General features: G+C 45.4%; 16 protein-coding genes and 1 tRNA gene. 7 read left to right on the top strand and 10 right to left on the bottom strand.

All coding sequences use genetic code 11. The features are described from left to right. Positions 1-12 precede the first annotated feature (12 nt). A complete protein-coding gene (locus DQX04_RS00115; RefSeq protein WP_111913776.1) occupies positions 13-1,338 on the top strand; it encodes a glycosyltransferase in 1,326 nt (441 codons plus the stop codon). Between the two features lie 18 nt (positions 1,339-1,356). Here the strand turns inward: DQX04_RS00115 and tagD are convergent, their stop codons facing one another. Together tagD and DQX04_RS00125 are read right to left on the bottom strand one after the other, a co-directional pair. Then, positions 1,357-1,770: a glycerol-3-phosphate cytidylyltransferase gene (tagD, locus tag DQX04_RS00120; protein ID WP_111913777.1), complete on the bottom strand. Its 414-nt coding sequence runs from the start codon at positions 1,768-1,770 to the stop codon at positions 1,357-1,359. Next, positions 1,767-3,206 carry a CDP-glycerol glycerophosphotransferase family protein gene (locus tag DQX04_RS00125; RefSeq protein ID WP_111913778.1) on the bottom strand — a complete coding sequence of 480 codons (1,440 nt, stop codon included), beginning with the start codon at positions 3,204-3,206 and terminating at the stop codon, positions 1,767-1,769. Before DQX04_RS00125 ends, tagD begins: the two co-directional genes overlap by 4 nt. A 200-nt stretch (positions 3,207-3,406) precedes the next feature. On the opposite strand from DQX04_RS00125, the gene DQX04_RS00130 reads away from it, so the two are divergent. After that, positions 3,407-3,483: transfer RNA gene (locus tag DQX04_RS00130), tRNA-Trp, on the top strand. A gap of 3 nt (positions 3,484-3,486) precedes the next feature. Here DQX04_RS00130 and rimI read toward each other — a convergent pair. From rimI to serB, 3 genes are read right to left on the bottom strand one after another with little or no spacing between them, the layout of a single operon-like run. Next, positions 3,487-3,969, bottom strand: coding sequence for a ribosomal protein S18-alanine N-acetyltransferase (rimI, locus tag DQX04_RS00135; protein WP_111913779.1), 483 nt, complete (start codon positions 3,967-3,969; stop codon positions 3,487-3,489). Further along, the gene (locus tag DQX04_RS00140) at positions 3,966-4,367 is read right to left on the bottom strand and encodes a hypothetical protein (RefSeq protein WP_111913780.1); all 402 of its coding nucleotides are present in this window, start codon (positions 4,365-4,367) and stop codon (positions 3,966-3,968) included. Before DQX04_RS00140 ends, rimI begins: the two co-directional genes overlap by 4 nt. 31 nt (positions 4,368-4,398) lie before the next feature. Continuing rightward, entirely contained in the window at positions 4,399-5,070 is a 672-nt protein-coding gene (gene serB, locus DQX04_RS00145) for a phosphoserine phosphatase SerB (RefSeq protein WP_111913781.1), read from the bottom strand. 92 nt (positions 5,071-5,162) lie between these two features. On the opposite strand from serB, the gene DQX04_RS00150 reads away from it, so the two are divergent. The 3 genes from DQX04_RS00150 (at position 5,163) to DQX04_RS00160 (ending at position 8,700) form a co-directional block, all read left to right on the top strand. Continuing rightward, positions 5,163-5,813: an AhpA/YtjB family protein gene (locus tag DQX04_RS00150; protein WP_111913782.1), complete on the top strand. Its 651-nt coding sequence runs from the start codon at positions 5,163-5,165 to the stop codon at positions 5,811-5,813. Then, complete coding sequence (locus tag DQX04_RS00155) at positions 5,785-6,573, top strand: TatD family hydrolase (RefSeq protein ID WP_111913783.1); 789 nt, start codon at positions 5,785-5,787, stop codon at positions 6,571-6,573. Before DQX04_RS00150 ends, DQX04_RS00155 begins: the two co-directional genes overlap by 29 nt. A gap of 78 nt (positions 6,574-6,651) precedes the next feature. Beyond that, entirely contained in the window at positions 6,652-8,700 is a 2,049-nt protein-coding gene (locus DQX04_RS00160) for a S9 family peptidase (RefSeq protein ID WP_111913784.1), read from the top strand. Between the two features lie 9 nt (positions 8,701-8,709). On the opposite strand, the gene DQX04_RS00165 is transcribed toward DQX04_RS00160, so the two are convergent. Then, positions 8,710-9,366, bottom strand: a complete 657-nt coding sequence (locus DQX04_RS00165) for a cupin domain-containing protein (RefSeq protein ID WP_111913785.1) — start codon at positions 9,364-9,366, stop codon at positions 8,710-8,712. Positions 9,367-9,494: 128 nt separating this feature from the next. After that, on the bottom strand, positions 9,495-10,097 hold the full coding sequence (locus tag DQX04_RS00170) for a Yip1 family protein (RefSeq protein ID WP_111913786.1): 603 nt from the start codon (positions 10,095-10,097) through the stop codon (positions 9,495-9,497). Between the two features lie 169 nt (positions 10,098-10,266). Here DQX04_RS00170 and miaE point away from each other — a divergent pair, with 169 nt between their 5' ends. Beyond that, positions 10,267-11,049 (top strand): tRNA isopentenyl-2-thiomethyl-A-37 hydroxylase MiaE, encoded by a 783-nt coding sequence (miaE, locus tag DQX04_RS00175; protein ID WP_243699857.1) that lies wholly within the window; start codon positions 10,267-10,269, stop codon positions 11,047-11,049. Here miaE and lpxH read toward each other — a convergent pair. The 3 genes from lpxH to DQX04_RS00190 form a co-directional block, all read right to left on the bottom strand. Next, positions 11,046-11,792, bottom strand: coding sequence for a UDP-2,3-diacylglucosamine diphosphatase (lpxH, locus tag DQX04_RS00180; RefSeq protein ID WP_111913787.1), 747 nt, complete (start codon positions 11,790-11,792; stop codon positions 11,046-11,048). The genes miaE and lpxH overlap by 4 nt on opposite strands. Continuing rightward, complete coding sequence (locus DQX04_RS00185; protein ID WP_111913788.1) at positions 11,789-12,286, bottom strand: peptidylprolyl isomerase; 498 nt, start codon at positions 12,284-12,286, stop codon at positions 11,789-11,791. Before DQX04_RS00185 ends, lpxH begins: the two co-directional genes overlap by 4 nt. 89 nt (positions 12,287-12,375) lie before the next feature. Next, positions 12,376-13,125, bottom strand: a complete 750-nt coding sequence (locus tag DQX04_RS00190; RefSeq protein WP_111913789.1) for a TIGR00730 family Rossman fold protein — start codon at positions 13,123-13,125, stop codon at positions 12,376-12,378. A 75-nt stretch (positions 13,126-13,200) separates the two neighbouring features. Here DQX04_RS00190 and cysS point away from each other — a divergent pair, with 75 nt between their 5' ends. After that, positions 13,201-14,589: a cysteine--tRNA ligase gene (cysS, locus tag DQX04_RS00195; RefSeq protein WP_111913790.1), complete on the top strand. Its 1,389-nt coding sequence runs from the start codon at positions 13,201-13,203 to the stop codon at positions 14,587-14,589. Positions 14,590-14,601: the final 12 nt, after the last annotated feature.

Below are 14,601 nucleotides of genomic sequence, written 5' to 3' on the forward strand. Positions count from 1 at the left end.
TGAGAGGTTTTCATGGAAACTAACCCGCACGTTACGCTCATCATGTTCTCTTTTAATCAGGAAGAGTTTATTGAAGAGAGTGTTCGGTCGGCATTCGCTCAAGACTACTCAAACCTGCAGATTATAATTTCGGATGATACCTCTTCAGATGAAACATTTGCGATTATCGAACGTTTAGCTGAGGACTATAAAGGGTCACACCAGATTAAAATTAATAGAAATGAGCACAATCTAGGTGTGGGTCGTCATTTCGCGTTTATCATGGAAGAGCTCGCTGATGGTGAACTCATTGTTGCGTGCGGTGGTGACGATATCTCACATTCCAATCGTGTTAGCCGAATAGTTGAAGAGTGGTTAGAACATGGAAAGCCCGCGCTAGTAGCCCACGCGCTCGAGGAAATTAACGAGCAAGGTGAAGTTTTTGAGGGTGGGCGAACAATCCAGTATCGCTACCAAGATCATTCTTTGCTTAGTAACCCTACTCTTGCTCTGCAAGACTACCTCAAGAACCAAATGCCCGTTCGATATTTAGGTGCTGCTATAGCTTATCGTAGAGACACGTATTTACGATTTGGAACGCCGCTCGCATTTCCAGATTTTGAAGACCACGTTATGTTCTTTAGAGCTCTTCTTAGCGAGGGAGCTCACTACTTTCCTGAAGTATTAGTCCAGTATCGCAGGCATCAAAATAGCTTTATGGCGGCTCCCAGTAAGCGCAAGATCGTTAAGCCTGGTGAAATTTTTGCTCCTCTATTACATAAAGGAGAAACTGTTCGACCAAACTTTGTAAATGACTACCGGTTACACCAGCTTGCTACACAACAATGGCTTGATCTGCGGGCGGCCATTCAACAAGGTCTGACCGCCGTAGATTACCAAATTGTTGAAGAGCTATGGGCAATGCTAATAGCACGACAGAAATTCCTTTTGGGTAATCAGGGGATTACTCTGAAGTCGCTTTTTAGAAGGTTTCGGAATTTCATACTGGGTACATCAAATACAAATGTAAGAAAGCGTATCGAGCTGAACTACGTAGAGCCCTTAAAAGTAGTGCTTTACGGTGCGGGTCAGGCAGGGCGAAATGCCTTGTCTAGATTAAGTCCTGGTTTTCAAGTAGAAGCTATTTGCGATAGTAACTCAGAACTACATGGTACTCGCGTAGAGGGGATACAGGTTATAAGCCCCCAAACCCTTAAAGAATTGAGCGAGGATATCGACAGCGTACTGATCTCTAGTGTCTTTTATTACGAGATAAAAAGTGCACTTATGGACAAGCTAGGTATATCAGAAGACAAAATTGTAAGGTTGCCTCACAAGGTCATAACTTTAAGAAAATAATAGGTAGCCAGCCAGGACTTATAAAAGATCTTTTTGCAGCTGTGTAAAGACCATAATAGCCTGCTTCATGGCAGTGGATGAAATGTCTTTCGTGCGGTCCAGGTAAATTACCTCGCATAAGTCAGAAAGCTCGTCGAACTTACCTTTCCAGTCGTCACCCATCACAAAAACGTCGGCGTTTTCGCTCTTAATATCGTCGCGTTTTTGTGCCCAATCGTTCTCAGGAATAACTTTGTCCACGTAGCGGCAGCTCTCTAATATCGCAACTCTGTGCTCATAAGGCACCAGTGTTGTTTTTCCTTTGCCTTGATTGAACTCGTCCGTAGACACCGCAACGACTAAACGGTCACCCAAGCTACGTGCTCGTTTCAAAAGGTTTACATGGCCAATATGAAATAAATCGAACGTGCCATAGGTGATCACTGTTTTCATAGTTTTTCCTGAATAAATTTCACTAGTTCTGGGCTAGCGAGTTCTTTATTGAGCCCGAGTTTACGAAGCAGTTTTTGTCGCTTGTCTTTGTACGTATCGGCATTTTGCTCGGTTATTTGAGTAAGTGCCTCAAACAGCTCTCTTTCCTTATAAACCTCGTGACCTGCAGCAAATTCGTCGGTTGGGAATGTGAATTTGCCTCGGTTTTGGTAGTACTGGTGATGGTCGTATTGAAAGAACACCATTGGCTTGTCGGCGAGCAAAAAGTCGAAAGCGACACTTGAGTAGTCGGTTATAAGAACCTCAGTATCTGCAAGCCAAGGATAAATGTTCATTCGTGTAGGGTAGAGATAGATATTGGGATAATGGGGTAGCGAAACTATATTGCACTCTGCATTCTGTAGCCCAAACTCTTGAATGACTTGTTCTGCCACAAAGGGATGAAATTTTAGAATAAGGCTACGGTTTAATTGTTCACATAATGCCTGCATTTTAGAAAGGGAGAATGGCATGTTAAATGTGCCGTCGTCTCTATATGTGGGCATATACACCCAAATTTTTCCGGTGCTTTCTATGATGTGTTGCGGCTGTGATTCAGGCGTATTTAACCAACAACGGTCATTTGCCGCTTGGAGAAATACGTCATTCCGGGGGTAGCCTATAGTTAAATAAGCTTGAGCATTAAACAACTGTGGAAAAATATGCTGATTAAAATATTCGGAGCTAGATACAAAAGCAAAGTCGTTTATATGTTCAAAGTGTCGATTACCCGCTAGAAACTTGTAGGGCAGCCCGTGGTAAAGCTGAATACATGGGCGTTTTTCACGGATAATATTAAATAATGTGCCTTGATATTCGTGATCGAGAACAACGCACTTTGCGCGCATTAAGGCCCATGCGCCACTGAACGTTTTTACATCTAGATAGGGCAGGTTAGTGTCGCTCAGGTTTTTACCCACCAGTAATGTTTTGGGTTGCTCTTTTGCGTGGTAAAACCAAGCGCTTAACGTGTTGTTGTCGACAAAATCCTCCGTGTAATAAACCACCCTTTGGCTAGGCATTGCGCTACTAACCAATGAAACAAATGTTTTGAGTGCCTTGATACTTAGTTGTTGGATCTTATGACTTACACAAGCTACGAACCCATAATTGTATACTTCGAAGTGTCCTTCCTGTTCGCACAAAATTGACTGACTTTGAAAACCTTTCTGTACCAAGGTGCGGGCAATTTCTTGCTGATAGGGGCCGTCGGCAATCACAAGATAGTCGTAATGTTCAGCTTGTTCCGGGAGGTTGATAATACCTTCACCCGTTTTTAAATTATCGACAAGGCCGATTACATTAGCGCGCTTTTGCTCTAGCGATTCAGCCAACAGCTTTCCCTTGGGGTTGGCTGGCGCAATATAAACTTTATAACCTTGAAGTGAGGTAATCATGAATGCCTAGTGTGCTCGCTTAATCTTGTTATTGTTAGCTTAGGAGTATCCACTACAAACTTCGATGTTAGCCGAACCCGCTTGCTGTCACAAGCCAGGCGGAAGTGGGGCGGTGCTCAACAAATAACCATATAAGCCAGAACATTCGCAAAAACACTTGTCAGATTCAAACCCGGCTGTATAATTCCGAGCCTAGTTGCAGGGGTGTAGTTCCAATTGGTAGAACAGCGGTCTCCAAAACCGACGGTTGGGGGTTCGAATCCCTCCACCCCTGCCAGTTTTACTCCACAAGCCTCGCATACACTAACGCTGTTTCTTTAGGCTCTCCAGCATTCACTGGCGGATAATACCCAGGACGACTTCCTAAGCATTTAAACCCGTACCTTTCATACAAGCGTATGGCAGCGGTATTGCTCTCTCGTACCTCTAGATAAATAGGCACATTCACTTGCCATTCTTGGTCACTGAAATCGCTGTAGCGCATCAGCATGTCGTTGAGTAGTGCCGAACCCAAGCCCTTCCCCTGAAATTTTGGGTGTACTGCGATATTCATTAAGGTCACTTCATCGGCTACATGTTGGCAGATATAAAAACCTGCAATCTGGTCATGCTCTGATTCTGAGGGCTTAATGAACAGGGCAACTACGTCATAAGTTGCACTAAAGCAGCCCGCAAGTGTTTTTTCCTTCCAAGGTAGCGGGTGGGCAGTACATTCCACTTCATAAAGCTGTTCAGAGTATTCATGAAGCTGACTGAAAATCATGGCTGGAGCAATGGCTTAAGCTGCGCCCACAATGCTCGTTTTTCGTCGGGGCTGAGCGCTGACTTTGCATAGGCCGTGCAATCAACAACTGAGTTGTGCTCAGGAGAACTGACTTGAGTAGGCCGTGTATCGAATGCACGACTTAAATCTTCTAACCATTGAAAACGCGGTACAGGAACTTCTACCGGAAAACTTAAGGTCCATACACCTACTTGGTAAAAAGTTCTCTTCACGTCTTGGGTAGCAGTGTTAGCCGGTTGCTTTTGCACTGGCTCACTTGGCGTGGTCTCCGCATTTACATCTGTTGAAGGAGTTTCTGTTGCGGTGCTACCCATTTCAAATAAAGGGATACCAAGCGCTTTGAGTGCTCGAACTTGCTCGTTAGACCAATTTGCCATGGTGCTAGGTAAACCCTCTTATTGTACTGACTCAATCCGATGAAACGGTGGGAGATAAGATTCCAATTATACGGCTGATGTCTTTGTCATCAAGGCAGATATCTGCGACTTTTTTCAATGCTGCTTTGCCGCAGTAGGCTATGCCTGTTCCTGCTGACTGAATCATGTCGATATCGTTCGCGCCATCACCTACTGCTACCACTTGTTGTTGTGGTAAGTGCCAAGTATTCATCAGGCTTAACAAAGTTTGCTGCTTGGCTTTGGCGTCTATAATGTCGCCAATCAGCTGGCCGGTTAAACGTCCGTTTTTCACTTCTAGTTGGTTACACACGACGTGGTCGGCTTTAAATCTTCTGGCTGCTTCATCAGCGAACCAGGTGAAGCCACCGGAAACAATAACGACTCGCCAACGCTTGCTTTTAAACCAAGTCATAAGATCATCTATTCCTGGGGACCAGGGCAGGTTGTCACACATCTGCAAAATGACTTCTTCTGAAACGCCAGTGAGCTTGCTCACACGTTGCTCTAAGGCTTCTTTAAAATCGAGTTGCCCCTGCATAGCGGCCTCGGTAACCGCAGCAACTTCACTTCCACAGCCGGCGGCCTCGGCAATTGCATCAATGCTCTCCATTTGAATTAATGTAGAGTCCATATCAAATACAACCATGCCCGGAGCATGCATTTTGGGAAGTAAATGGCTCATGAATGCAGTTAACCTTTCATGTTAAGGAAGTGGCAAGATTATCCTACTCGAATAAGATTGTCACTGTGGGGCGCTTAGGCTAAAGTGTGCTCATGCAAACCGAGATTAGAACGAAACGGACTTTCCGTTGGCACTTTAGAGAAGACAGATGGATTCGCCGGGGGCTTTACCTAGCGATAGCTACACTGTTTTTCATTGCTATTGCCGACACGTTTTTACAAACCAAAGCTCGAGGTGAGGCTGCGTTAATGGCTCAAACCGAACGGTCTGCGCGACTGAGCATGTCGCAAGCGCAGCACGAAGCACGGATATGGTTTTTAGAGGAAAATGAAGAAGCACTCGAGAGTTTAGCGAACCATTTGGTGGCGCAAAGTGTTGTCCTAGAAGTGGCCATTCAAGACGAGTGGGGGCAAACCATTGTTCGAGCAGGCCACGACCAACCTATTCATGAATATTTGCAAACTTTACCCGAGGTGATATGGGCCGTACCTATGGTAGAACCGGTACTAGACCGTGATGGTGCTGGCGCTAATCTATTGGGCTTTGTACGCATTACCTTCGACTACGACCGTATAATGGCAGAGTCTCGCCCTTATCACCGAGGTATTTTACGTGAGAACGCCTATTTAACCTTACTCGCTTTTTTCGCGGGCTTTATGGTCGCTGTAGCGTTTATTCGACGTAGAAAACCCGTTCTGATTCGTGGAAAGAAGCATGAGCCAGAATCCTCCGACACTGATTGATAGCCATTGCCACCTCGACTTTCCAGAGTTTGACACTGATCGCGAAGCGGTTGTGCAAGCTGCAGAAAACGTTGGTATAAACCATTTTGTAGTTCCGGGCGTGTCGAAAGACACTTGGCCGAGGCTAGTCTCTTTCCATGAGCAATATATGCAAAGCTCAATAGGCTTCGGGTTGCATCCATACTTTATAAGTCAGCATGTGCCTGCAGATATAATGGCTCTGGAGCACTTTCTTGATCTTTACCCGCTGGCTTTTGTTGGCGAGATTGGTTTAGACAGCCGTATAGAGAGCTACGAAATTCAATTGAAACTATTCCATCAGCAACTAGAAATAGCTGAAGGTTTAAAGCGCTGTGTGGTGTTGCACCATCAGAAAACGCAAAACGATTTACTTGTTGCTGTTAAAAACATACTTGGCTCCCGCAGTGACTCTGGGTTACTTCACGCCTTCAGTGGTAGCTATGAACAAGCAATGAGCTGGTATGAAATGGGCTTTAAGTTGGGCGTGGGTGGTGTGATTACATACGCTCGCGCTAAGAAAACACGAGACGCCATTTCCCGAGTGCCGCTCGAATCTTTGATTTTAGAAACCGATAGTCCAGATATGCCTATTGAAGGCAAGCAAGGTCAACGAAACGAGCCAAAAAACATAACACATATCTTTCGTGCATTGTGTGAGCTACGATCAGAATCTGCTGCCGAAATTCAGACGCAAATATTGAAAAACACCCAGAACTTGTTTGCAATAAACGCACTTTAATACCCGTTGAACTAGTTACCCTCTACTTTCGCTTTCTTTGAGCTAATATAAAACTTCAAACTACTGAAGGGTTATAGCATGAGAGCGCATAATATTTTTCTAGGTTTATCGGTTCTACTCTTTGTTTTCACAGTAGCTGCAGAGCCGTCAGAGCAGGCCGAGAATCAGATTCAGCCATTGCAGTTCGATGATGTCTTTGAAATGGAGTTTGTGAGTGATCCACAACCTAGCCCCGACGGAGAAAGCATTGTCTTCGTGAGAAACTGGATGGACCGACAGACGGATAGAAGACGTATGTCGTTGTGGATCGTGCAAGAAGATGGCGAGAACTTACAAGCGCTTCTCGATATGAATATAAACGCCTACTCGCCACGATGGTCTCCCACCGGTGACCGAATTGCGTTTATCGCAGATGGTCAAATTCATATGTATTGGTTAGAAAGTGGTCGCGTTAGTCAAATTACCCAGCTTGCGAGTTCACCGAGTTCTGTCGAATGGTCGCCAAATGGTCACTGGCTCGCTTTTTCAATGTTTACAGCAGGTAGTAATACGGCACCTCTACAACTTCCTGGACAGCCCGCGGGCGCTGATTGGGCGGCTCCACCGAAGTTTATTGATAGCATGAACTACCGTTCAGATGGCGCTGGCTACCTTCCTGACGGATATCGTCACCTTTATGTCGTGCCTTCAGCTGGTGGAACTGCAATACAACTCACATCGGGAAATTTTCATCATTCAGGACAGTTAAGTTGGGCATCTGAAAGTGACCGAATCTTTTTTTCTGCTAACCGCCACGAAGACTGGAAATCCCAACCTTTGAATTCAGAGATTTTTAGCATTGATGTTGAAACGCAGGAGTTGCAACAAATCACCCAGCGCTCGGGGCCAGACTCGAGTCCTAAAGTTTCGCCTGATGGACGGCGTATCGCGTTTTTAGGTTTTGACGATCAGCGCTTGGCTTACCAGCAGAACAAACTTTATGTGATGAACATTGACGGTTCGGACATTGAAGTACTTACAGGCGAACTCGATAGAAGCATTAACGATTTTGCGTGGAAAGAAAACAGCAGAGAGCTTGTCGTTTCGTATAACAGCGAAGGGCGTGGCATTCTTGCGAATCAAACCTTGCGCGGCAGACACACAGTGTTGGTGAACGACCTTGGTGGCAGTGCTTACAGTCGTCCATACCTAGGCGGAGACTTCAGTGTTTCAGACGATGGTTTACTGGTGTATACCCAAGCCAGTACTTCGCGCCCTGCAGAGCTTGCTGCGGTTCGACGTTCAGGTGCGGAAACGCTTACTCAGTTTAATGACGACTTAGACATGGCGCGTGAAATCGCCGATGTTGAAATGTTTTGGTACGAGTCGACTATTGACGAGCTACCCATACAAGGATGGATTATGTATCCACCTGGTTTCGACGACACCAAAAAATATCCTCTGATTCTTGAGATTCACGGTGGACCGCATGCTGCCTATGGCGATGTTTTTGCCATGGAATTACAACTTATGGCGGCGAAAGGATATGTCGTGCTTTATACGAATCCTCGCGGCAGTACCAGTTATGGCATGAGTTTTGGTAATGAGATTCATCACAACTACCCAAGTCATGACTTTCAAGACTTAATGGATGGTGTTGACGCGGTCATTGACCGTGGCTTTATCAACGAAGAAGAACTCTTTATTACTGGGGGTAGCGGTGGTGGTGTTCTTACGACATGGAGTATCGCGCATACCGACCGATTTGCAGCAGCAGTTGCCGTGAACCCAGTCATTAATTGGTACAGCTTCGTATTAAATGCGGATTTGTATAATTACTTTACCCAATATTGGTTCCCTGGGTTTCCATGGGATATTCCTGAGCATTACCTGAAGTACTCGCCTATTTCTTATGTTGGTCAGGTCAACACACCAACATTATTATTTACTGGTGAGTCAGATCACCGCACACCGATTTCAGAAACAGAACAGTATTATCAAGCATTGCAGCTTAGAGGCGTAGAGTCTGCAATGGTGAGAGTTCCGGGGGCTTCGCATGCGCTGCATGTTAGACCCAGTCAGCTGATGGCTAAACCTGCTTATGTCACCTATTGGTTTGACCGATTTCGTCAGCAAGAAGATGAATAAGCGGTTTAACTAATAGGGTAGAGGAAGATGCCCGGTTTTCACCCAAATAACGGTTTCTTCCTCTACAAAAGGCGTATGTTCGCTATTGTGTGGGCTGCGTAACCATGTTCCGGCAGGGTAACTGCCATTTTCGTCCCGAAACACGCCAGAGAGAACCAGTATCTCTTCTCCGCCGAAGTGTCGGTGATGTTTAAACACCCCGCCCGCAGGCCACTTCACAAGTGCAACGTGTTCATGTTCGAAGTCATGCAGTGGCATAACCTGCAAACCCCCTATACCTGGTAGCCATTCTTGTTCATTTGTGTTGATTGCAAACTGCTTTAGATCGCGCGGATCGAACTGATGCAATTTCACGAATAAAGTACAGCCTTCTTTTGAGAAAGGTGCATGGGATGTGCCTGGAGGATTTCTAAAGTAGGTACCTGCTGGGTAATCACCGTGTTCGTCGGAAAAGACACCGTCGAGCACCAGTATTTCCTCACCTAACGGATGGGCATGAGCTTTAAACTCAGAGCCTGGTGCATAGCGAACAATACTGGTTGCGTGCCCTTGCTCGGCTTCTTCACGCGCAAGCTTTTTACGATCAACCCCTTGCATGGGACTAGGCTCCCAGTTAATTGCATTGGTGTCGATAACCACTCGTTCGTTAAAGTTCATGTTCAGCATGTGCTTTTCCCAAGTACCAAAATTCTATGTAGTAGGGTTACGGTGGTTAGTTTAACTAAAGATCAGGGTTACAGATAATAAAAAAGCGCCCAGGTAGGCGCTTTCTTTCACAAGGACAAACTTAGAAATTACGCGTGTTCAAAAGTTGGCGCAAAACCATTTGTCCATAAAATTGCCGTGGTCACCATAAGTACAACCATTAAGATTAACCCAGCTGTAACTACAGAGCTTGCGTACATAAATCCGCGCTCTTCAGGAATGTGCATTAAAATCGGCACGCCCGTGTACAGTAGGTAAACCGAGTAAGCTACCCCACCTAAGAACACAACACTTACAAACCAGAGTTCTGGGTAAAGCGCACTAATACCCGACATAAGTACCGGAGTTGCCGTGTATGCAGCAAGTTCCAACGACTGGGTAAAAGTAGGCTTAGCACCGAAAGTTTTCGCCATCCAATGCACCAAGTAGGAGAGTGCTAATACGCCAGCAATCAAACCTGCGTACATAAGCACTGCCATAATGGTCGCACTTTGTTCAGATATGAAAATATGCTCTCGCGCCCCAATGTTCCAGCCAATGTTCGAAGACGCATAATACGCACAGAACGCTGGAATTAGCGCAACCAATAATATGTGTGAAAGGGAAAATCTTAGGCTTTCATGACGCTCATCGATGGTTTTCCATTCTCTTAGCGGATGAAAGTAGAGTCCCCAAATATGATTTAGTATCATAACTACTCCTTGAAGTGCATTGACTCGTTGACCATCAACAAAAATACACCTGTTGTCGACTCCATTATACGGAGCGAACGAGCTTTGAAATCAAGAATGAAACATTCTGAACAAAAACTGTTCAGAACTTTTTGTTATATAAAGGTTAACTATCTATAGGTGCGTTGTAGTGAGCGAAACATCAGTAAGCCAAGGTGAAATGAACCATTTACTAGAACCGATTCATGGTTTTTTGGGCTCATCTACTCCAGCCGCTTGGATCAATGAAGCGGCAAGGTCTGATGAGTTACATGCGTTACTTATTGATCATTTGCACTGTGAGTTAAAGGCTGCACAAAGTGCTGCTTTCTTGCTTCGTAAATATGTGCTCACGAAAGAACAGGCGAGTCAGGTTTTGGAGTGGTTAGTGCCCTTTGAAGACGTGGCTTACCGCAAAGCTAATCACGATCTTATTGCTGCACAAAAGGAAATACCTAGGATTCGCAAAACTGAAGAGCAGAAGCGTAATTGGCAGGGACGTATGGTGGACCGCATGTTGCTTCTGATGAAAGAAGAGCTGCATCACTTCACTCAAGTTTATGAAATTATGCGTGAACGAGAGATGGATATACAGCCCTTAAGTGCTTCCCGTTACGCAGCGTCTTTACTTAGCCATGTGCGTACTTACGAGCCTGAAACTTTAATCGACAAGCTTATTGTGGGTGGTTTAATTGAGGCTCGGTCGTGTGAACGTTTTGCTGCCTTAGCTCCGCATTTAGATTCGCAACTGCAGAAATTTTATATAAGCTTGTTACGCTCTGAAGCGCGTCATTTCGAGGATTATCTGAAGCTGGCGCAAGAAATTGCGGGGCGCGACATTAGTGCAGATATACAAAGGCTAGTGGACGTGGAAGCGGGGTTAATCACTTCTACCGACAATGAACTTCGGTTTCACAGTGGGGTTCCCGCTTAATCTTCGTCTTCGCTAAAAGGTTCGTTGCGCAGAATAAAGGTGTCGGCAGTAAGCTCGAGAATGCTGCCTTGCTCGTACCAGTCTCCTAAAACGATACGAAGTCCGGTTTTACCCTCACTCAATGGGTGTTCATGAATGTCGGGCTGGTGCGTATGGCCGTGAATCATGCGTTCTACTTTGTGACTTTCAAACGCTTGCACTACCGCCTCTTCTGTAGCATCCATCATAGCTAATTGCTCTGCAGACAAGTTCTGCTGGCTCTTACTATTTGCGCGTAGCTTTTGTGCAACCTTACGGCGCCATGAAAGCGGAAGCTTAGTAAGAATACCCAGAAGTAGAGGGTTACGAATTGTTTTACGAAATTTTTGGTAGCCTTCGTCTTGGGTGCAAAGCGTGTCGCCATGAAGTAGCAGGGTAGGCGTGCCATATAAGTCGACTACGGTAGGGTCTGGAAGTATGGTTATGCCGGTAAGCTCTGCAAACTTTTTCCCAATCAAGAAGTCTCTGTTTCCTGCCATGAAGTAAACTGGAACACCTGATTCCACTACGTTCTTCAGCTCTTGAATGATATGCAGGTGAAATGGGCGCAGGTCGTCGTCGCCAATCCAATAATCGAACAGGTCGCCGAGAATGTAGAGCGCGTCACTTTCTCTTGCTTCACCTCTTAGGAAAGAAACAAACAGGCCTGTTATGTCAGGCCTGTTCTCACTGAGGTGTAGATCAGATATGAATCGTGTGATCATTTTTCCACAGTAGCGTTTTTAATCACAACATCTTCAACAGGTACGTCTGCATGGTAACCAGAGCGGCCTGTGTCTACGTCACGAATGCTGTCTACTACGTCCATGCCTTCAACAACTTTACCGAATACACAGTAGCCCCAGCCATATGGGTTTTCGCCCGTAAAGTCTAATGGCTTGTTGTCTTTCACGTTAATGAAAAACTGCGAAGTCGCCGAGTGTGGGTCTTGCGTACGAGCCATAGAAATTGTGCCGCGCTCGTTAGAAACACCGTTGTTCGCTTCGTTCTCAATCGGTGCGTCTGTTGGCTTTTGTTCCATACCTGGGGTGAAACCACCACCTTGAATCATGAAGTCGCTAATCACACGGTGAAATAAAGTATTTTCGTAAAAACCGCTTTCTGCGTACTTAACAAAGTTAGCTGCTGTTTTTGGCGCTTGCTCAGCAAAGAGCTCAATACGAATATCGCCGTGGTTAGTGTGTAGTGTTACGAACATGAATTTATCCTGTTTAAATGCGAATACGCTGCGAAGTGTAGCGAATATCACTGTTATTGGAAACAAAAGCTATGATTTATCGATTCTTCTTATTTGCTGTTATTAAGCGATGAGAAAACCGGTTGCATGGCTTCTAATGCTTCGGGAACCGAGTCCACGATTTGGTATAAGGATTCGTCGGTGTTGTCTATTAAGCCGCATTCTTCCAATACCGCCAGGTCCAGCAACCGAGCCCAAAAGTCTTTACCGTAAAGAATTACAGGAACGCGTTTCATTTTTTTGGTTTGAATTAAAGTTAATGTTTCAAATAACTCATCAAGCGTGCCAAATCCTCCAGGAAAAACAATGAGTGCTTTTGCTCTTCTTAAAAAATACATTTTACGGAGTGCGAAGTACTGAAACTCAATACTGTGCTTTGCGGCAATAAAAGGGTTCAACCGTTGCTCGCGCGGAATGACTATATTCAGCCCTATACTTGGATGTCCTGCATCGAAGGAACCCCTACTTGCTGCCTCCATAATACCTGGCCCACCTCCGGTAATCAGGCGTACCCCTTGGTGCGGTGAATCCTCGATGATCTTTCCAAGCTCATAGGCGAGTTGCTGAGCTTCTTGATAGAACCGAGACATTTTAGAGCACGCGCTATCGGTCTTTTCTTCTGGCGCTGGAATGCGGGCACTACCAAAAATGGAGATAGTATGGTGCACACTTTCATTGTTGAAGGTGTTTTCTGCTTTTTGCCATTCGTTGGCAAGGTGTTTAGCAATATCTTCTTCTTGTTGATGTCCCGCTAGAGCTTGTAGGTTTTGCTCAAGTTCTTGCTTAGATGTGTCGCTCATTCGGTTCCTCGAAGCGGCCAATAATGGTAAGCTTCGGGTTTTACCACAGGTAGTCTTTGGAGACCAGAGCGAACGATGCTGCAGATCTATAATTCACTTACTCACCAGAAAGAAACTTTTAAACCTTTAGTGGAAGGTAAAGTTGGGCTTTATGTCTGCGGCGTAACCATTTATGACCTTTGTCACATTGGTCATGCGCGAACTTATGTGGCGTTCGATGTGGCAGTTCGCTATTTACGTTATTCAGGTTACGACGTGACTTACGTGCGTAACGTAACGGACGTTGACGACAAAATAATTAAGCGTGCAGAAGAAACCAATCAGTCTATCGACTTTGTAACTGAGCAAAACCTAAAGCTAATGCATGAAGACTTTGCAGCGCTTAATTTAGTAGAGCCGGATATTGAACCACGCGTTACCACTCACATGGCGGAAATTATTGCACTGATTGAACAGCTTCTAGAGAAGAAGCACGCATACGTCTCCGCTTCTGGCGATGTATTGTTCGACGTAAGTAGTTTCCCTGATTATGGAAAACTGAGCGGCCAAGCCATTGAACAGTTGCAGTCGGGCGCTCGTGTTGCAGTAGCTGAAGGAAAAGAAGACCCGCTAGACTTTGTATTATGGAAAAAGGCAAAAGCGGGTGAGCCGAGCTGGAGCTCTCCATGGGGAGAGGGTAGACCGGGTTGGCATATTGAATGTTCAGCAATGAATGGCAAACATTTAGGTAAGCATTTTGACATTCATGGTGGCGGTTCAGACCTACAGTTTCCGCACCATGAAAATGAAATAGCACAGTCGTGCTGTGCTAATGACAGTCCATATGTAAATTATTGGATGCACACAGGCATGGTTCAGGTTGATTCTGAAAAGATGTCTAAGTCGTTAGGAAACTTCTTTACTATTCGTGACGTACTGAAAACATTCGACGCTGAAACAGTGCGCTTTTTCTTGTTAAGTGGGCATTATCGCAGTCAGTTGAATTACTCTCAAAGCCACTTAGAGCAAGCCCGAAGTGCGCTTGAACGACTTTATACCGCCTTACGAGGTGTGACGGCTGTAGCTGCCACCGAAAGCTTTGCAGCGGTATATAGAGAAAAGTTCAAAGTTGCGTTAGACGACGACTTTAATGTTCCTGAAGCTATGACGGTCATTTTTGACTTGGCTCGCGAATTGAACCGATTAAAAGGGCAAGAGAACCAGCAGCAAGAAATGGGAATGTGCGTCAGCTTAATGAAAGAGTTTGGCGCGGTGCTTGGTATTTTAGAGCAAGACCCTGAGCAGTTCCTGCGCGGTCAAGCGGATACCGACGAAGTAAGTAAAATAGAAGCGTTGATTCAAGAGCGCAACGACGCACGAGCTGCAAAAGATTGGGCTCGTGCAGATAAGGCGCGCGACGCACTACAGGCTATGAACATTGTTTTGGAAGACGGGCCTGAAGGTACGCGTTGGCGTAAAGGTTAACTTTTAAAGATT

It is taken from the genome of Aliidiomarina sp. B3213 (genome assembly GCF_003290085.1).
Classification (GTDB): Bacteria; Pseudomonadota; Gammaproteobacteria; order Enterobacterales; family Alteromonadaceae; genus Aliidiomarina.